Origin of the sequence: Rhizobium sp. P38BS-XIX, assembly GCF_012641435.1 — a bacterium.
Classification (GTDB): domain Bacteria; phylum Pseudomonadota; class Alphaproteobacteria; order Rhizobiales; family Rhizobiaceae; genus Rhizobium.
In genome coordinates this window covers 56,003-73,718 of sequence record NZ_JABAIJ010000009.1, presented here as the reverse complement: position 1 = coordinate 73,718, position 17,716 = coordinate 56,003, and the positions used below count along the sequence as shown (strand labels likewise).

At 60.0% G+C, this 17,716-nt stretch carries 25 protein-coding genes; 23 read left to right on the top strand and 2 right to left on the bottom strand.

Features of this window, described 5'->3' with window-relative positions; translation table 11 throughout:
• Nucleotides 1–4: 4 nt before the first annotated feature.
• Nucleotides 5–664 carry a DUF3164 family protein gene (locus HGP17_RS25545; protein ID WP_168813281.1) on the top strand — a complete coding sequence of 220 codons (660 nt, stop codon included), beginning with the start codon at nucleotides 5–7 and terminating at the stop codon, nucleotides 662–664.
• Nucleotides 665–670: 6 nt separating this feature from the next.
• Here the strand turns inward: HGP17_RS25545 and HGP17_RS25540 are convergent, their stop codons facing one another.
• Complete coding sequence (locus tag HGP17_RS25540) at nucleotides 671–1,444, bottom strand: hypothetical protein (protein ID WP_168813280.1); 774 nt, start codon at nucleotides 1,442–1,444, stop codon at nucleotides 671–673.
• A 72-nt stretch (nucleotides 1,445–1,516) separates the two neighbouring features.
• Nucleotides 1,517–2,269, bottom strand: a complete 753-nt coding sequence (locus tag HGP17_RS25535) for a hypothetical protein (RefSeq protein WP_168813279.1) — start codon at nucleotides 2,267–2,269, stop codon at nucleotides 1,517–1,519.
• A 66-nt stretch (nucleotides 2,270–2,335) separates the two neighbouring features.
• On the opposite strand from HGP17_RS25535, the gene HGP17_RS25530 reads away from it, so the two are divergent.
• The 22 genes from HGP17_RS25530 to HGP17_RS25425 all read left to right on the top strand — a co-directional run bounded on the left by HGP17_RS25530 (nucleotide 2,336) and on the right by HGP17_RS25425 (nucleotide 17,711).
• The gene (locus HGP17_RS25530; protein ID WP_168813278.1) at nucleotides 2,336–2,986 is read left to right on the top strand and encodes a regulatory protein GemA; all 651 of its coding nucleotides are present in this window, start codon (nucleotides 2,336–2,338) and stop codon (nucleotides 2,984–2,986) included.
• A complete protein-coding gene (locus tag HGP17_RS25525) occupies nucleotides 2,983–3,198 on the top strand; it encodes a hypothetical protein (RefSeq protein WP_168813277.1) in 216 nt (71 codons plus the stop codon). Before HGP17_RS25530 ends, HGP17_RS25525 begins: the two co-directional genes overlap by 4 nt.
• A complete protein-coding gene (locus tag HGP17_RS25520) occupies nucleotides 3,191–3,577 on the top strand; it encodes a sigma-70 region 4 domain-containing protein (protein ID WP_168813276.1) in 387 nt (128 codons plus the stop codon). The genes HGP17_RS25525 and HGP17_RS25520 overlap by 8 nt, the downstream gene beginning before the upstream one ends.
• A 70-nt stretch (nucleotides 3,578–3,647) precedes the next feature.
• Nucleotides 3,648–4,367 (top strand): TIGR02594 family protein, encoded by a 720-nt coding sequence (locus HGP17_RS25515; protein ID WP_168813275.1) that lies wholly within the window; start codon nucleotides 3,648–3,650, stop codon nucleotides 4,365–4,367.
• A gap of 9 nt (nucleotides 4,368–4,376) precedes the next feature.
• Nucleotides 4,377–4,733 (top strand): hypothetical protein, encoded by a 357-nt coding sequence (locus HGP17_RS25510; RefSeq protein WP_168813274.1) that lies wholly within the window; start codon nucleotides 4,377–4,379, stop codon nucleotides 4,731–4,733.
• A gap of 22 nt (nucleotides 4,734–4,755) precedes the next feature.
• Nucleotides 4,756–5,313, top strand: a complete 558-nt coding sequence (locus HGP17_RS25505) for a hypothetical protein (RefSeq protein ID WP_168813273.1) — start codon at nucleotides 4,756–4,758, stop codon at nucleotides 5,311–5,313.
• Entirely contained in the window at nucleotides 5,313–5,531 is a 219-nt protein-coding gene (locus HGP17_RS25500; RefSeq protein ID WP_205926130.1) for a TraR/DksA C4-type zinc finger protein, read from the top strand. Before HGP17_RS25505 ends, HGP17_RS25500 begins: the two co-directional genes overlap by 1 nt.
• A complete protein-coding gene (locus HGP17_RS25495) occupies nucleotides 5,528–5,863 on the top strand; it encodes a DUF2730 family protein (RefSeq protein WP_246704214.1) in 336 nt (111 codons plus the stop codon). The genes HGP17_RS25500 and HGP17_RS25495 overlap by 4 nt, the downstream gene beginning before the upstream one ends.
• Nucleotides 5,864–5,865: 2 nt before the next feature.
• Entirely contained in the window at nucleotides 5,866–6,159 is a 294-nt protein-coding gene (locus HGP17_RS25490; protein ID WP_168813271.1) for a hypothetical protein, read from the top strand.
• Nucleotides 6,160–6,162: 3 nt separating this feature from the next.
• A complete protein-coding gene (locus HGP17_RS25485) occupies nucleotides 6,163–6,810 on the top strand; it encodes a phage protein Gp27 family protein (protein WP_168813270.1) in 648 nt (215 codons plus the stop codon).
• The gene (locus HGP17_RS25480) at nucleotides 6,803–8,470 is read left to right on the top strand and encodes a hypothetical protein (protein WP_168813269.1); all 1,668 of its coding nucleotides are present in this window, start codon (nucleotides 6,803–6,805) and stop codon (nucleotides 8,468–8,470) included. The genes HGP17_RS25485 and HGP17_RS25480 overlap by 8 nt, the downstream gene beginning before the upstream one ends.
• Nucleotides 8,470–10,065, top strand: coding sequence for a DUF935 domain-containing protein (locus HGP17_RS25475; protein ID WP_205926129.1), 1,596 nt, complete (start codon nucleotides 8,470–8,472; stop codon nucleotides 10,063–10,065). Before HGP17_RS25480 ends, HGP17_RS25475 begins: the two co-directional genes overlap by 1 nt.
• On the top strand, nucleotides 10,062–11,279 hold the full coding sequence (locus HGP17_RS25470; protein WP_246704213.1) for a phage minor head protein: 1,218 nt from the start codon (nucleotides 10,062–10,064) through the stop codon (nucleotides 11,277–11,279). The genes HGP17_RS25475 and HGP17_RS25470 overlap by 4 nt, the downstream gene beginning before the upstream one ends.
• 113 nt (nucleotides 11,280–11,392) lie before the next feature.
• Nucleotides 11,393–11,899, top strand: coding sequence for a phage virion morphogenesis protein (locus HGP17_RS25465; RefSeq protein ID WP_168813268.1), 507 nt, complete (start codon nucleotides 11,393–11,395; stop codon nucleotides 11,897–11,899).
• Nucleotides 11,900–11,983: 84 nt separating this feature from the next.
• On the top strand, nucleotides 11,984–13,039 hold the full coding sequence (locus tag HGP17_RS25460; protein ID WP_168813267.1) for a phage protease: 1,056 nt from the start codon (nucleotides 11,984–11,986) through the stop codon (nucleotides 13,037–13,039).
• A 1-nt stretch (nucleotide 13,040) separates the two neighbouring features.
• A complete protein-coding gene (locus HGP17_RS25455; protein WP_168813266.1) occupies nucleotides 13,041–13,430 on the top strand; it encodes a hypothetical protein in 390 nt (129 codons plus the stop codon).
• An 8-nt stretch (nucleotides 13,431–13,438) separates the two neighbouring features.
• Nucleotides 13,439–14,332 (top strand): Mu-like prophage major head subunit gpT family protein, encoded by an 894-nt coding sequence (locus HGP17_RS25450; RefSeq protein ID WP_168813265.1) that lies wholly within the window; start codon nucleotides 13,439–13,441, stop codon nucleotides 14,330–14,332.
• Nucleotides 14,333–14,454: 122 nt separating this feature from the next.
• Nucleotides 14,455–14,886, top strand: a complete 432-nt coding sequence (locus HGP17_RS25445) for a hypothetical protein (protein ID WP_168813264.1) — start codon at nucleotides 14,455–14,457, stop codon at nucleotides 14,884–14,886.
• A gap of 67 nt (nucleotides 14,887–14,953) precedes the next feature.
• Nucleotides 14,954–15,385, top strand: coding sequence for a DUF1320 domain-containing protein (locus HGP17_RS25440; protein ID WP_168813263.1), 432 nt, complete (start codon nucleotides 14,954–14,956; stop codon nucleotides 15,383–15,385).
• A 5-nt stretch (nucleotides 15,386–15,390) separates the two neighbouring features.
• The gene (locus HGP17_RS25435) at nucleotides 15,391–15,975 is read left to right on the top strand and encodes a hypothetical protein (protein WP_168813262.1); all 585 of its coding nucleotides are present in this window, start codon (nucleotides 15,391–15,393) and stop codon (nucleotides 15,973–15,975) included.
• A gap of 3 nt (nucleotides 15,976–15,978) precedes the next feature.
• A complete protein-coding gene (locus tag HGP17_RS25430; RefSeq protein ID WP_168813261.1) occupies nucleotides 15,979–16,224 on the top strand; it encodes a DUF2635 domain-containing protein in 246 nt (81 codons plus the stop codon).
• Nucleotides 16,224–17,711: a phage tail protein gene (locus HGP17_RS25425; protein WP_168813260.1), complete on the top strand. Its 1,488-nt coding sequence runs from the start codon at nucleotides 16,224–16,226 to the stop codon at nucleotides 17,709–17,711. The genes HGP17_RS25430 and HGP17_RS25425 overlap by 1 nt, the downstream gene beginning before the upstream one ends.
• Nucleotides 17,712–17,716: the final 5 nt, after the last annotated feature.

The window sequence follows — 17,716 nt, the reverse complement described above, 5'->3', positions numbered from 1 at the left end:
AACCATGGACGCAGTTATTCTCGAAGAAAAGCAGGCAGCGGGCATCACCGTCGTCAACGGCAAGGAATATGTCACCAATTCCGATGGCGGTCTCACACCACTCGTTCTCGTGAAGACGGAGGACTTCCTTGAGGATCAGATGGTCCGGAAGATCATCGGCTTCGCAAAGCCACTTTCGGCTGAACTTGCCCGCTTCAAAGCACATACCAGAGCGGATATTGCGGAGTTCGATCGGTTGCTCGAAGCCAAGTACGGTCTCGTGAAACGCGGGCGTGCCGGTGCTGGAAACCAGAAGTATCGCACGATCGATGGACTGTTGACCGTTGAAACCCGCGTGAACAAGCTGATCGAATTTGGCCCTCAGTTGCAGGTTGCCAAAGGTCTCATTGACGAATGCTTGAATGAGTGGACCGAAGACGGTCGCGCCGAGATCCGTGGCCTCGTCACTCGCGCCTTCAATGTCGATCAGGCTGGCAAGATCAGCAAGGATGCGGTGTTCGAGCTGTTCAAGATCGAAAGCGACGACACACGCTGGCTGAGCGCGATGGAGGCGATCAACGCAGCCGTCCGGGTGATCGGCTCGAAGGAATACCTGCATTTCAGTTTCCGCGAGAACCACGAAGCTGAATGGGTTCGCATCTCGCTCAATATTGCAGACGCGTGAGGTAACCTAATGCTTCTCAACCCCGAAATCATGCTCAAGCTCCGCATACCAAGTCTCAAGCACAGGTTTCAGCTCTTGGGCGGCGTGTATCGCCTCCGCCACCGCCACGGCAGCTTGCCCACTGTAGGCCATCGGCGCCGCAGTCGAATCGTCGGACCACATCGCAATGTCATCAGGAACAAGCCCATACTGACACGCCCCACTAACACCATCCTTCAAGCGCTCCAGCATCCTTTCGGGCTGCGCCATCAAAAGTTCGAGCTCCGTCCCGGGCGTAGCCTCAAGCATGCGGCGGAGCACTCCAAATTGAGTCAGACAAGCAAAATAAGCCACTCTCTCCCAATGGCTCCAGGAACGTGTCGGCTCCTGTTCGAGTTGATCATAGCCATACGCATCACCTTCCAATCTATTGAGAATGGTCGATGCGTGCTCGTTCACATTAACCAAGATTGGGGTGATGCGATCAAGAAATCTCTTGGCGGCAATCATCTCTCTGCGTCGGTCGAGGTACATCTGGCGTCGATGTCGAAGATCCTGTTGATGGTCGTCGTCGCGCATTTGCTTGATAGTTGCGAGAGCTGCGAAGACTGTAGCACCCGCTCCCGTCAGCGCGAGCAAACCAGTAATCAGAGTCTGAAAATCATAGATCGTGTTCCGCCAGGGATCGCCACCGGTTCCGTCAGCTTTACGTGGTTCTCCAAAAATCACGGGCGGAAGGAGCGCCACCATCGTCACGATTATTACCAGCCAAACAAGCCGCCGAATGTGGTAATTCTGCATGCGCTCAGATCCTCCTCTGACTTTCGCAAATTCACCACGCAAATCACAGAACCTTCTCTACAAATCGCCGTTTCAATGCGCGACTTGATCCTTCCATCTTCCTTCAGAGAAGCGTCGCAGTTGCTTCAACATTTGCGCGAGCGCCTCTGCAATGGCCTCCACGTCTCGAATGAATTCTATGCGATCGATATGATTAACCGAGGAGGACTCAAGCAACTCTCTGTAGCGATCAGAAAACTCATTGGTTTTGTCCACTGCGGCCAGGAAAGCATCAAGAGCTTCGGAGTCGAAGAGCGGCCTCGCTTCAAGATAGCGAAAATCACTTCCAACCGCCTTACCGTCACCCAACTTCAAAGAAATCTCGTGTGCAACAGACAGCGTATGACCTATGGCCAACCTAAAGTTGGCATAATTGCCAGTCGTTCTGAAGGCTCGCGCTTGTTCCCCCGCAACCCTCGTCAGCGCAACACATCTCAAAGCCCAGGGCGTACACCAATCGGTAAATCGATCTGCCGCCGCAACGTCGCGTACATTGAACGACGCCTTGGAGTTCATCGTATTGATGACACTGCCTACCGACATCAGAAGAGCGATAGTACTAAGGACAACCGCCGTATTGCTCTTCAGAGCAACAGTGAGACTGCCATCATAGTCTATGAGATCAGCCAATCTCTCAAAGGCCGGGATCGGATGGTTGTTCGGAAAGGCCTTAATTATCACGACGAGAAACAACAAGGTCGCCATCAACACAAAGATTGCGAAAAGTATTTTTCCGGCCGTGTGACCCACCTCGGCGCTTTTACGACGAAACTTATATCCGAACATGTTCACCCTTTCGATGTTGTGCCTAGCAACCACGGCGCGAGCAAAAACTCAAGGATGAGGTGATTCATGACGTCGTCAATCGCCGCAATCCATGCCGGTTTCAAGCAGCTCGGCATTTCCGACGACGCCGATCGGCGCGCGCTCTACGCACGAATCACCGGCAAAGCCGGCCTTACGCTGATGAAGCCGGACGAACAGAAAGCCGTGGTGACGGAGTTGCGCCGCCTCGGTTTCAAGCCGGCCGAGCGCCGCGCCAACGGCCGGCAGAAGCTGACGGGCAAGTTTGCAAAGAAGCTCCAGGCGCTTTGGATAGCCGCCTGGAACCTCGGTATCGTCCGAGATCGCGACGACAAGGCCATGCTGGCTTTCGTGAAACGCCAGACTGGTATCGACCATACCCGCTTCCTAGTTTACGCCGACGACGCAGCCAAGGCGATCGACGGTCTCAAGGGCTGGCTGAAGCGAGAAGCTGGCGTCGGCTTCGGCAACACCGGCGGTTACGAGTGGCTTGCCAAGGACGGCGCGAAGATCGCCTGGGCGCAATGGATGCTCCTGCATCCCAGCGCGAGCTTGATCGTGCGCAAGGGCTTTGACGAGGAAGTCGCCAAGCTTCTCCAGATCAAAGCCATCATCCTCGACCATCTGAAACCCGGCGAATGGCAGATCGTGATGAACGCTCTCGGCGAGCGCATCCGTGCCGGAAAGGCTGGATCATGATGACCAAGAGCGTTCCTTCCACTGCTGTCATGCCGCTCTTCGGCTGGCCGGAGCAACGGGAAGTGGACGCTCTGCAGGCACGGCGCGACGAGCTGGCGAAGCGTATCGCCAAGCTCCCGCGCTTTTCCCATAAACGTATCGAGTTGGAAGTGCGCCTCAGAGCGTTGACACAACAGCAGCTCGTCCTTTCGAACAGGATCTCCGATGTCTGAAGATCTTTCGAATGACCTCGTGGTCTTGCTTGGCGAGGACGGTTTCTTTGCCCTCGTCGAGGCACATGCCGGCGTGCGGCTCTACGTGCCGGCCGATCCGGCGCGAAGCGACCTTTCATCGACGATCGGCAATGATGCTGCCTCCCGGCTAGCCAAATCCTATCCGGGCGGCTATATACGGGTTCCGCTTGCCCGCGAGTTTCGCGCACGTCGTTATGTTCGTGACGAGATGAGCAACCGGGATATCGCCCGACGGCTCGGCCTGACGGAAAGCGGCGTTGAACGCCTCTTGAAGCGCGCGCGAAAGAGCAAGCCGCTCGGCCCTCGGCGAAAGAAAGACCCCCGCCAGATCGACATGTTCGACCACCCGCCCGACTAGGCAGGCATGATATCGACGCGCGCGCGCAAGTAGTTTCGCCCCATCAAACCGGCTTTGATGGGGCTTTTTCATGCAAACTTTTGATGACTGGCTGATCGCACGATTGACGGCCTGGCGCTTTTACAAGAGCAATCCGAACGTCTCGACGGCACGCGCCATCAGCACGGCGCTGACCGCATTCCAGGCCGCGAGCAAGATCACGATAACTGGTACGGCCACCACCGAGACCATCAATGCGCTGCGCGTGGTTCCCCCGGCTGGCAATCTCGTCGTGCCGCCCGTCCCTGCCAACGATGAGCCGGCATGGATGCGCGAGGCGCGCCGCTTCATGGGGCTGAAGGAAATTCCCGGCCCGAGGTCTAACCCGACCATCATCACCTGGGCGCAGAAGCTCGGCGGCTGGATGAAGGGCTATTACACCAATGACGACATTCCCTGGTGCGGCCTGTTCATGGCGCACTGCATCGGCGCGACCCTTCCTTCCGAAAACTTGCCCTCAAACCCGCTTGGCGCGCTGAACTGGTCTACGTTCGGCAAGCGCCTGACCGTGCCGGTGTTAGGGGCCATCCTGACGTTCAAGCGAACTGGCGGCGGCCACGTCGGCTTGTATGCGGGCGAGAATGCAAAGGCCTTCCGCGTGCTTGGTGGCAACCAGGGAAACAGCGTTTCGCTCTCATGGGTCGAGAAAGCCCGGCTGCAGGATATGCGCTGGCCGATTACCGGCGAAGCTCCGATCGGTGGGCGGGTCTGGCTCACGATCGATGGTGAACTTTCCAAAAACGAAGCCTAGGAGGCTCCATTGCGCATCGCATCCTTTGCGGCGATCGCCGCTCTCTCTCTTGCCGGTATGTCGCTCACGAGCTGCGGCACGCTCGACAAGCTCCCCAGCAAGATCGACCAGGCCAACGGGAAAATTCAGAGCGGCCTTGCCGAATACTGCCCGAAGGTCGCCAACGCGGACTTGGCTTTCAGCTTCCTGAAGATCGTTTTCAAGATCCCGCAATCCGTCGTGGATGCGGAAGAGAAGGCCTTCAAAGCCGCCCAGGAGTTCTGCGCCGATCCCTCCTCGGTCACGCTTCAGAGCGCGCCGCAGAAGGTGCTGGACGCACTGAACGCGATCAACTCCGCCCGCACCAAGGCGGGCGGCTCCAACTAACCTTCCAACTTCGGGAACTCAGATGAACAAGTTCTTTGTTACGGTGGAGCGGCATTTCCCGCTTCGCGGCTTCCTCTTCGTCGCGTCGGCAATCCTATTCGTATGCCTTGCCGTACGCTTCGCGTTTGCCGCCGATGCGGCAGCACCGGCCGATAACTCGACGCTGATCAATGTGCTCGTGTCTTACGGCGTGCCGCTCGTGGAAGCGGTTCTCAGCGTCCTGGTAACATGGGCGATCACCAAGGTTATCCAGCTCCTCGGTATCACTGACCAAGCCACGCGCCTGAAGGTCGCAGGGCAGCTACGAGACGCCCTCCATTTCGCGGCCGAGAACGGCTTGAAATATGCCTTCGCGAAACTCGGCGCACCGCCATCGCTCGCAGCATCGGCAAGCGTCATCGCGGATGCAATCGCCTACGTGAAATCCAAGAACCCCGACACTGTCGCAGCCCTTGGTGTCGATGATCAAGCGTTGGAGCACATCATCCTATCGAAGCTGCCGTCCTTGATGTCAGCTGCGCTAGCGGTGCCGACAGTCCTCAATGTCACCGCCCCCGGCGTCGCAAGCTCTCGGGCTTGATGATGTCTGAAAGGGATTTCGAACTCGCCGACCGGCGAAGCGAACAGGAACGGGAGGCCCAGATTGCTGCGGCCTCTCGTGCCCTGCAGGCAGCCGGCACAACAGAGTGTCGCGGTTGCGGCTGCAGCATCGCTCTCGCCCGCCTTCGCGTCCATCCTTCCGCCAGCCGTTGTGCGGAATGCCAAACAGATTTTGAACGGGATCAAAGCCTCAAATGAATTTCGATCTTTCATTGCTGACGGCCATGATCGCGCTCGCCCTTTCCGCGCTCAACCTCGTCGCCGCGATCCGCAACCTGCTTTCGGAAGGTGAGAAGAAGCTCAACGAGCGTCTGACGAAGGCGGAAAGCACGCTCATCAACCACGATCGCCGCGTCCAGAAGATGGAAAACGATCTGACGCACATGCCGGATGCGGCCACCACACACCGCCTCGAAATCACCCTTGAGCGGATGGCCGGCCGGCTGGACACCATGGACGAGCGGCTAAAGCCGATCTCCGCAACGAACCTGCGGCTGCAGGACTACCTTTTGGAGCAATCGGAGAAATGAGCATGGCCACGCTGATGGAAGAAGAGGCTCGTCTGGCAATCCTGAAGGAGTTGGCCAAAGAGGACAACAACGCGATCTCCTCGGCGCGGATGCAGATCTATTTGCTGACGCAGTTGTTGATCGACAAGCCGCGAGAGTGGGTCGAAGCCCAATACACCTTCCTCAAGGACATGGGCGCCGTCACCATCGTCCAGGCGGACACTGTGAAGATCGCTCGCCTTTCCCAGCGCGGATCGATGCACCTGCAAAACCTCATCAGCATTCCCGGCGTCTTGTGCCCCACGGCAAGAGGTTGATCAATGACGGCGGTAAAGGGACGCGGCTGGCTGTCGTCGATCGACAAGCTACCGGAAGAGTGCCAGCCGATCGTTAGCTGGGCGGCAAAAGAACTCGCGAACATGGACCGCACACAGGTCGATGTTTACCGCGACTTCAGAGACAAGCTGATCGCGCTGCAAGGAGAACAGGGGCTCGACTTCGATATCCCTCATTTCCGCAGCTTCAGCCGCTATTCGGTTCGCCTTGCCGCGTTGTCGAAAACCGTTGAACAGGCTCGCCAGATCGCCAGCACCCTTGCCGATCGCTTCGATGCCGCTGGCTCAGATGATTTGACGATCGTCGCGGCCGAGGCGCTGAAATCGCTGGTTCTGGAAGCGGCCATGATGACGGCGGGTGGCGGCAGCCTTGGTTCGAAGGCAGCCGCCGAGTTCGCCACGGCATTGAAGAACCTTGCGGCAGCCCAGGCCACGAGTGCGAACCGCCGCATGAAGATCGAGGCCGAGGAGCGGGCGCGCAAGATCGAAGCCGATATGAAAGAAAAGGCCGAGAAGGCGCTTGATGTCCTGTCGAACGAACCCGGCATCACGAAGGAAGCCATTGCCCGCGCCCGTCGCGAATTCCTCGGCGTCCGTCCTATGAAGAAAAAGGACGAAGGCAGCGATGGTTGAACTGCCGAAGGGCAAGTGGACTGACCCGCCTGTCCTCACCCGCGATCCGCAAGCATTGGCTGACGAGCTGCCACGCGGCGGCGATATTCCCGACGAGCTGGACCCGTTGGCCGATGGCGTTCTCATGGAACACCAGAAGGATTGGATTGCAGACGACAGTCTCTTGAAGGCCTGCGCCAAAGGTCGTCGTACCGGCATCACTTTTGCCGAGGCGCTCGACGCGACCCTCATTGCCGCCGCCCAGCGCTCTGCAGGTGGACAGAACTACTTCTACATTCCAGACACCAAGCCGAAGGGACGCGAGTTCATCGGCTATGCCGCGCACTTCGCAAAGACCGTCGCCAAGGAAATGCTAACGATCGAGGATGGCATCTTCTTCGACCAGCGCGAAGACGGCACCACGAACGCGATCGCGAGCTATATCATCCGGTTCAAGTCTGGCTTTCGTATCGAGGCGCTTTCCTCGCGGCCGGAAAACATTCGCGGCCTGCAGGGTACTGTCTGCATCGACGAGGCGGCGTTCCATCGCGACGTGCGCGAAGTTATCGACGCCGTCGCAGCGCTCCTGATCTGGGGCGGTAAGGTTCGCGTCATCTCGTCCCACAATGGCGTCAGCAACCCATTCAACGAACTGATCAAGGAAGCGCTCGCCAAAAAGAACGGCTTCACCGTCCATACCTATTCCTTCGGCGATGCCGTCAAGAACGGCCTGTTCAAACGCGTCTGCCTGATCAAGGGCGAGGAATGGAGCCAGGAAAAAGAAGACGAGTGGGAAGCAAAGATCCGCTCGGCCTATGGCACGCGCACCGCCAAGATGAAACAGGAGCTGGACGCCATCCCGGCCGAGGCCGAGGGCGCGGCGCTGACACGCGTCCTGATCGAGCGATGCATGAGTGCCGACCTGCCCGCCGTGGTGCGCTGGGATCGGCCCGACGACTTCAAGAACCTCGACGACGATGAGCGAAAGGAACAAGCCGACGAGTTCTGTGAAGGCATTTTGAGGCCCCTTTTAAAGGCGCTTAATCCGGATCGTGAGCATAGCTTCGGTGAAGACTTTGCGCGGTCCGGTGACAAGACCGCAATCGTCGTCTTCGAGATCGGTCCGGACCTCATTCGACGCGCGCGCCTGGTCGTCGAGCTGAAGAACATTCCGTTCGATCAACAGCGCGATATCCTTTTCTATGTCGGCGATGCCTTGCCGCGTATGGTCGGCGGCGCGCTCGATGCGCGTGGCAACGGACAGTATCTTGCAGAAAAGGCCCGCCAGCGCTGGGGCGAATGCATCCACGAAGTGATGCTGTCAGCCAAATGGTATGCCGCGAACATGCCCGCTTACATCGAAGCATTTGGCGACAAGAGCCTTCTGTTTCCCAACGATGCGGACATCCTGGCTGACCACCAGGCGCTCGCCTACGTCAACGGCATTATCAAGGTGCCGGACGAACATTCGAGCAAGGGCGCTGATGGATACGACCGCCATGGTGACACCGCGCCGGCCGGCGCGCTCGCCTGGTTCGCCTCCAATCAGGATGCCATCGCCTACGAGTACGGAACCAAAACGCAGCCAGGCAACGACATGAGCGGCCACAACGGTGGCCCTCCGCTCGATGACGACGATCGCCGCTCCACCACAGACATCTATCTAAGAGGTTCGCTCTGATGCCCACCATCGCTTCCGTCATCGACTGGCTCGGCCGCGTGATCAACGGGACAGACCTTACCGAGGAACAGGGTGGCCCGACAGTCGGCGGCGTACGCCAACCCTTTTCCGGTCATCCGGCCGATGGCATGACGCCCCTGCGCCTCGGCTCGATCCTTCGCGCCGCCGACCAGGGCGAGCCGGAAGCCTTCTTTGAGCTGGCGGAAGATATCGAAGAGCGAGATCCGCACTACCTCGCCCAGCTCGCTACGCGGAAGCGCTCTGTTGCCCAGTTGCCGATATCGGTCAAGGCAGCGTCTGATAGTCCCGAGCACCAGAAGCACGCACAGTTTCTGCGAGATTGGATCGAGCAAGGCGTGCTTCGATCAAACCTGTTCGATATGCTCGACGCGATCGGCAAGGGCGTCTCCGTGCTGGAGATCGATTGGCAGTATCACAACGGTCATACCTGCCCAGCAGCGTTGACATGGCGGACGCAGCGCTGGTTCACCTTTGACCGCACGGACGGCGAGACTTTGCTCATTCGCGATAACGTCGGCAACCTGCCTCTCGCTTCGCACAAGTTCATCGTCCACCGCTCGAAGGCAAAGTCTGGCCTGACCGTCCGCTCCAATATCGCCCGCGTGGCAGTGTGGTGCTGGATGTTCAAGAGCTTCACCGTCAAGGATTGGGCGGTCTTCTGCCAGAACTACGGTCAGCCGATCCGTATCGGCAAGTATGGGCGTGGTGCCACCCAGGCGGAAAAGGATGTCTTGTGGCGCGCGGTCAGCAGCATTGCCGGCGACTGCGCCGCCATCATCCCGCGCGAGATGTTGATCGAGTTCCAGGAGGTCGCGTCGAAGGGCACGTCCACCGACATGTACGAGCGTCGCGCCGACTGGCTGGATCGACAGGTGTCTAAGCTGGTCCTCGGCCAAACGACCACGACGGATGCTGTGTCCGGTGGCCATGCCGTCGCCCAGGAGCACCGCCTGGTGCAGGAAGACATTGAACGCTCCGACGCACTCGATGCTTCCGACACGCTCAACATGCAGCTTGTCCCGAACATGATCGCGTTTAACTTCGGGCCACAAGACAAGTACCCGACGATCCATATTGGCCGTCCGGACGAAGTGCCGCTGGAGATCTTCGCGAACGCTTTTGACAAGCTTGCCAAGCACGGCCTGACGGCCGAGGCCAGCTTCATGCGGGATCGCCTCGGCATTCCCGCGCCGAAGCCCGACGCCGAGCTGGTCGGCGGCCGAGTGATCGCACCCGCACTGCCAGAGCAACCGAGCGCCCGCCAAAACAAGAAGGCGCTGCAGGCAATGTTCGATCGCCTCTTTGACGGCACCCATGCCCGCCAGACGCCGGACGAAATCGTCGATGCGATGACGGAGCGCCTGGAGCGTGATGCGGCCGGCGCGATGGGCGGCATGATCGACGAGGTAAAAGCGGTCCTCATGTCGGCGACAGATTTGCGCGATGCGGCCGAGCGCCTGGCTGCGCTCGATCTCTCATCCGACGAACTCACGGAAGCGATGGCCAGGGGCATGGCGCTTGCGCACCTTGCAGGCCAGGCATCGTTGCTCGACGACATTGCAGGCAGGTCATGAATAGAGGCTCACAGACGCGCAAGGACACGCGTCCCCGCCCGATGATCGCGAAAATGTTCAAAAGCGCGTCAGCGGCCTTTGAAAGTGCTTCGAAATCGATGGTGATGGGCGTTGCCCTGATGGCTTCGACGCTCAGCGCCGTTTCCTTGCCGTTTGATGAGGCGATCGACTTTCTGAAACAGAAGGTCGCTGTCACCACAACAAGCTTCCGCGACGTTTGGGACGGCGCACACAGCAAGATGTTCATGGTCGCGGGTGCCAATAAGAAGGCAATCGTTGACGATTTCAAGTCGGAGATCCTGAAGGCCCTCGAAAAGGGAACAACGCTCGAGGAGTTCCGCGCCGGCTTTGACAATATCGTGAAGCGCCACGGCTGGTCCTACAACGGCGATCGGGGATGGCGCACCAGGACGATTTTCGAAACCAATCTGCGCACCGCTTATGCCGCTGGCCGCTATGCGCAGATGACCGAGCCGGATACGCTCGCGACCTTTCCCTACTGGCAGTATCATCATTCGGGCGCTGTCCATCCCCGGCTTCAGCACAAAGCCTGGGACGGCCAGGTGTATCCGGCCAACGATACGTTCTGGTCGGTTGCCTATCCGCCGAACGGCTATGGCTGCGGCTGCTTCGTCACACCGGTTTCGCGTGGCGGTCTTCGCCGGATGGGCAAGGCCGGTCCCGATCGCGCTCCCGATCTCGACCAGCTCGGCACGGATCAGCCGCTCGGCGTGGATGGCTCGTTCGCCTATAATCCCGGTCAAGCCTGGTTGGCGCAAACCGCTCCTGGGCCAAAAGCTGTCTCAGCCGACGATGCGACGGCGGCGGCTTTCGTACGGTCAGCCCTTCGGGGAAAGTGGCCCGATGGAAGCTGGACCCCGGTGGCAGTCGCTGACAAGCCCATGGCGAAATTCATGGAGGTCAAGCCAGGCGTCGAAGTCCGTCTATCGGCCGACACCATCCGAAGCCACCTTCACCATTCCGAAGCCACGCCCGAAGTTTATGCCGTCCTGCCGAAATGGCTCGCCAAAAACGGCCGCCTGGTGCGCGACGCCAACGGCCGGCCGGCTTTGGTTGGGCGCTATGAGGGCGAGCTGTATCACGCAGCTTTGAAGGTCGTGAAAAAAGACGGCCGTCAGGAAATCTACATGGTCTCGCTCCGTCGCACCAACGAGAAGGCGCTTCGACGGAACTTCGATATCCAAGGCTTGTGAGGGAAACGACGCGCCGGGGAGCCGGAAATGCTGATCCCAACAGCCTGAAGGCTGGCCGTCCTGGTCGGCGCGTCCCATAGAATATAAGCCCGATCGGGCGGAAAGGCAAATGAATGGCTGGTGCATCGATCTCGGTCACAATCAACGACCAGGCCGTTGTACGTGGCTTCGAGCAGCTGACCCGGCTGATGACGAACACCCGGCCTGTCATGGCCGCGATCGGGACGGAGTTGGTTGCCTCCACCCATATGCGTTTCGTCACGCAGCAAGATCCGGACGGCCAGCCATGGCATATCCTCAACCCGACCTATGCTGAAGGCAAGCGCAACACGCGTATCCTGACCGAGAGTGGCCGGCTTCGCGACAGCATCAATTCCCGTCCTGGCAACGACCAGGTGCTCGTCGGCACCAATGTCATCTATGCCGCGCCTCACCAGTTCGGCGCGGTGATCGAGCCGAAGTCTGCCTCGCATCTGTTCTTCCGGATGGGTGGCGAATTGGTCGTTGCGAAAAAGGTGACCTTGCCCGCTCGCCCGTTCCTCGGTATATCCAGTGACGATCAAACCTCGATCGCGGAAATCGTCTTCGAGTTCGTCGAGCGCTATAGCACTCGCCACTAAATCCCCCTTCTGATTTCTCGCTAATCTTGCCGCCCGCCCTGTCGGGCATGATATCGCGTTCGCGGCCGTGGCATTTCTCGTGCCATGAAAACAGCGATCAACTCTCTCTTTATTGCCCTGATGCAGACCGGCGCGGACGTGCCGGATTGGCTGCACATCCTGCCGGCTGCCGAGTTTACCGGCGCTGATGGGCGCGGCCCTTATGCCAAGCCGGACATGGCCGCGTTGATCGCTCAATTCGACAAGGACGGCATGCGCCTTCCTGTCGATGAAAATCACTCCATCGATCTGGCCGGCAAGCAAGGCCATCCGTCGCCGGCTCGCGGCTGGATCGTCGAGCTGCAGGCGCGCGAAGATGGCCTTTGGGGTCGCGTCCAATGGACCGACGAAGGCAAGAGCCTCGTGGCCGGCAAAGCCTATGGCTTCCTGTCTCCGGTTTTTCTGCACGGCCAGAGCAAGCCCTACAAGGTCGCGAAGATGCTGCGCGTGGCGCTGACGAACGACCCGAACCTGACTTCCCTGAAATCACTTCACGCACAAGAGGACAACACCATGCTTGAAGAACTGCGGAAGGCGCTCGGCCTTCCGGAGACCGCCGACGAAACTGCCGTCATGGCAGCCGTCAAGGCGGCAAACGCAGCACGGACGGCAGGTGCCGCCCTGATGGCCCGCGTGGCCGAGGCTGCCGGCGTTGCCGCCGACACCGCTCCCGATGCCCTCGTGACTGCCGTCCAGTCGAAGGGCAAGCCGTCCGCCACGGATGCGGAAAACGCCAGCCTCAAGGATCAGCTCGTCTCGCTGCAGTCGCAGGTTTCGACGCTTACGACCCAGCTCAACACGGTCACCACGCACAATGCCCAGGAGCGCGCGGAAACTGTCGTTGGCGATGCCATCAAAGAGGGGAAGATCATCCCGGCGCTGAAGGATCACATGATCGCGCGCCACATCAAGAACCCGGCCGAGGTCGAGGCCGAGATCAAGCTGATGCCGTCGATCAATTCCGGTGGCCTTGGTGGACGCGAGCTGCCGCGTGCCGGCGAAACCGCGACTTCGGAAGAGCTGGCCATCGCCGCAATGATGGGCGTCGATCCCGAAGCTTTCAAAACGCAGCACAAGGTGCTGTTCGGAAAGGATCTCTGACATGGCCGCAACGGCAGACATTCGCCGTAGATGGCGTTCGGGCGATAGCTACGGCTATCAGGCATTGGCCGGCGTCCGGATCTTCGGGGGTACCATGGTCGGCGTGACGGCCGCTCTTGCCGCCGTGCCGGCAGCCCACCCCAGCGCCGTCGCCCTGATCGGTTTCGCCGAGGAGAGCATCGACAACCGTAACGGTGCAACTGGCGACTGGACGGTCGTCGCCAAGAAAGGCGTTACGCTGATCCCGCTGTCCGGTGCAACGCCGGCCGATATCGGCAAGCCCGTCTATGCCTCGGCCGACGACACTTTCACGCTGACGGCCGGTGCTTTGCTGCAGGCCGGCACGCTCCACGCAATCGACGCAGATGGCGTCTGGCTCAAGACGCTTTAGAGGGTACGATGGATATCACTGTTGCCAACCTGCGCGGCATTTACACGTCGCTTTCGACCATCTTCAATCAGTCCCTCGGTGCGACCGAGACCTTCTATAATTCCGTCGCGATGACGGTTCCTTCCACCACGGCAGTCAACGAATACCCGCGCCTGGACGATTTGCCAGGCTGGCGTGAATGGATTGGTGACCGTGTCGCGTTCGATGTCGGCGCTGATCTTTATTCGATCAGAAATCGCCGCTTTGAAAAGACCCTGAAAATCAACCGCGACAAGATCCGCGATGATCAGATCGGGATCTTCACGCCATTGGCGGCCCAATACGGTCAGGATGGGGCGCAATTCCCCGACACGCTTGTCTGGCCGCTCTTCAAAAAGGGTGAAGCCACTGCCTGCTATGACGGTCAGTATTACTTCGACACTGATCATCCCGGTTATAATGAACAGGGCAATCTGATTTCGGTTTCGAATTACATGCCCGGAACGGGTCCTGCCTGGTACATCATCGACGATACCAAGATCGTTAAGCCGATGATCTGGCAGACGCGTGATCCGATCAAGTTGACGCAGATGTTTTCAGACACCGATCCGAACGTCTTCTGGCGCAACGAATATGTCTGGGGCGCTGACACGCGCGGAAATGCCGGCTTCGGTCTCTGGCAGCTCGCCTACAAATCGAAGGCCGAGCTTAACAAGGACAATTATAAAGCGGCGCGCACGGCCATGCAGACAATTCGGAAACGCAGCGGCGAAGTTATGCCGATCCGCGCCGCAACCCTGCTTGTGCCGCCGGAGCTGGAAGACCAGGGACGCTCCCTGCTTGAAGCAGCGCTCATCAACGGCGGCGAAACCAACGTCTGGGCCAAGACCGCCAAGGTGATGGTCATCCCGCATCTTGCCTGATCGCCAAGCGGTCGCGGCGACCGCTGAAGCGTGACCGCCAGCAACGTCCTCTCCCGTTGCTGGCGGGTTTTCGGAAATCGGCACCGAGGCCGCTTTCCCGAAACCCGAAGAAGGAAACGTAAATGCCGAAAATCCAGATTATCTGCACGCAGCCGGGCATTCGTCGCAACGGTGTGACACACCCCGCCACCGCGATCTATGACGACGGCCACTGGACCGAACAGCAGCTTAAGGCCTTCCGTGAAGACAAGGCCTTCATCGTTCAGCAAGTGACAGGCGATGGCCTGAAGGCGTCCAACGAAGCGATCGCGGCCGAAGTGGCGCGGCTTGTCGCGCTGAAGGCTGACGAGCTGCAGGCCGGCTTCAACACCGCCGTCGCGAACGCAGTCGCCGAAAAGCTGGCAACCATCACGGCCGCCTCGGACAATACCATCGACGATCTCGGCAAGAAGCTTGACGCCGCCAACGGCACGATCGCCGACCTTCAAAAGCAGCTCGAAGCCGCGACCGCCGCCCAGGGCGACGGAACCGGCAAGACCGCGCCCAAGAAATAACTCCCGAGAGCAAGACCGCGACGGCGGGGCAATGCGGCCCCGCCGTCACACCACCAGGAGAAAGACTTTGTACGCAACCGTCGCCGACATGATCTCCCGCTTTGGCGAGACGCAGATGATCCGCCTCTCCCGGCCGGAAGACCGCACCGCGGAGACGGTTAATGCAGACGTGATCAACAGAGCATTGTCCGACGCGACGGCACTGATCGACGGCTACGTCCGTGGGCGGTACTTCGCGCCGATCGCCGTACCGCCTGCAGAGATCATTCGCGCCGCTTGCATCCTCGCGCGCTACGACCTGGCCGATGGCGAGCATACGACGCCGACCACCGAAATGACCAAGGCCCGCGACGACGTGACCGCCTGGCTGAAGGGCGTGGCGACCGAAACCATTCATCTGGATCTTCCGCTTGCCGAGCCGACCGGCACCGATGCTGTCGGCACTGGTCCGCGCATCTCCGATCGCGAGCGTCTCATGACCCGCGAAAATCTCTGGTGATCGCGATGGACCTTCAGTTTCAGCCTGTCCGCATGATGGAGCCGGCGATCGTCGAGCGCCTCCGCATCGCCTTTCCGGAGAAGATTTTCGGCATCGAGCGCGTGCCGCCGACCATGACGCTGCGCGAGTTTGAACGTGTGATCCGCATCTCGCCCTTCGTCGGCCTCGCTTGGATGGGCATGAAACCCGACCCGAACAGCGGACGGCAGCTCAAAGGGAAGATGCTGTGGCGTGTTTATCTGATCTTCAAAGCATCAGGCAGCCTTGAAACCCGCTTCAAAGGTGATGCGCACGGCCTCGGCCTGGACGCGATGATCGATGTCAGCGCCGCGCTTCTTCACGGTATCCCGTTCGATGGCATCGGCTTGTCGAGCGTGACAGCGGCCCACGCCATTACGGCTGAAGGCATCCTCGACGAAGGCGTTGTGCTTGCCCAGGTGGATTTCGAGATCGACTTCCAGACCTCGCCAGCACCCTACAAGCTGAAGACGATCGAGGATTTCAAGGGCCTCAACATCACCTGGGCTGTTGCCGATGGCGTCGAAGGCAGCCCCGAACTTCCCCAAAACATCCCCACGGCCGAGGAGTAGACCATGCCGTTTCTCAAACCCGGCGAAGGCCGGACGATGTTCCAACAGGACGGCCAGCCGTGGCCGGCCGAAGGCATGGATGCGCCGGACACCCTGTTCGTGCGTCGCCGCCTTCGCGATCTCGACCTTGTGGAAGCGGAACCGCCCGCCGAGGAGCCGCCGCCGAGCGATCCTCCAGCAAGCGATCCCCTGCCAACCGAGCTGCAGACTGAAGAGCCGGCCACCGGCAAAGGCAAAGGAGCTAAGTAATGGACTTCAACGAGATCCCGCTGGACTGGCTTGAACCCGCCACCCTGATCGAAATCAAGCCGAACTATCAGAATGTCGGCGTTCTGCCCTATCCGCAGAAGGTTGTCATCGTCGGCCACAAGCTTGCCGCTGGCACGCTCGCACCCGGCCAGATCGTCCAGATCACCCGTGGCGAGGAAGGCATCGCCTATTTCGGTCAAGGCTCGATCGGCGCTGAGATGGTCGCGAGCTTTCGCAAGGCGAACAAGACGACGCCTCTCTACGTGACCGCGCTCGCCGACGCTGTCGGCGCGGTGAAGGCGGCGGGCAAGCTGACCTTTACCGGCACGGTTCCCGTCGCCATGGTCTTGCGCTTCAAGATCGGTGGCCGGCCGATCCGCATCACCGTGCGCTCAACTGACACGGCCGCGTCCATGGCGACCGCGCTTGCCGCCGCCATCAATGCCGACACGGCGAATGTCGTCACGGCTGCAGCTGCGGCCGGCGTGGTGACATGCACGGCCAGGAGCGGTGGCGAAGTCGGCAACGATATCAATTTGCGCGTGGACGTTAAGGCCCAGGCGCTGCCTCCGAGCCTGACGATTGCCATCGACGCCATGACGGGCGGTGCTGGAAATCCGCTCGTCCAGGCCGCGCTCGATACCATCGCAAACACCTGGTTCACCATGGCCCTGATGCCGTGGAGCGATGTCACGAACATGGCCGCGTTGGCGCAGTGGCTGGGCGATCGGTATACCGCGACCGCCAAGCTCGATGTGCATGGCTTCGTGGCCAAGGCCGGCACGTTCGGCCAGCTCACCACCTTCGGCAACCTCACCAATCTGCCGTTCCTGTCTGCGATGGGTCTCAGCAACTCCCCGACGAGCTCGTGGAACTTGGCAGCAGCGGTTTGCGGCCTTGCCGCCTTCCATCTCACCAACGACCCGGCGCGTCAGCTCCGCTCGCTCGTGGTGCCTGGTGTGGAAGCTCCGGACGAAATCGACCAGTTCGAAGAGACCGAGCAGAACCTGCTTCTCGGCTCCGGTATTTCGACGTTCGATCACCTGCCCGATGGCACGACGACGATTTCGCGCATCGTGACTACGTACAAGATGTCATCGCTTGGCATTCCCGATCGCGCCTGGCTGGACATCATGGTCCCGGCCACGATGAGCCGCATCCGCTACGATTGGGCGGGCTATGTCACGCTGATGTATCCGCGCTCCAAGCTTGCCGAGGACGATAGCGCATCGGCATTCGCCGTCAGCTACGACAATGACGGCGCTGTTAACACCGCCGTCGTGACGCCTGGCCGAATGAAGGCGTCGTGGGCGGCGCGGTGCAAGCTCTATTCGGACAACGTCTGGATCGAGGACACACAGACGACGGTCAAGCAGAGCGTTTTTGCCATCGCTGCGAACGATCGCAACCGTCTTGAAGCCCGCCAACAGGTCAAGATTGTCGGCAACCTCATGGTCTTTGCCGCCTCTCTTGAATTCCAGGTCTAACCCGA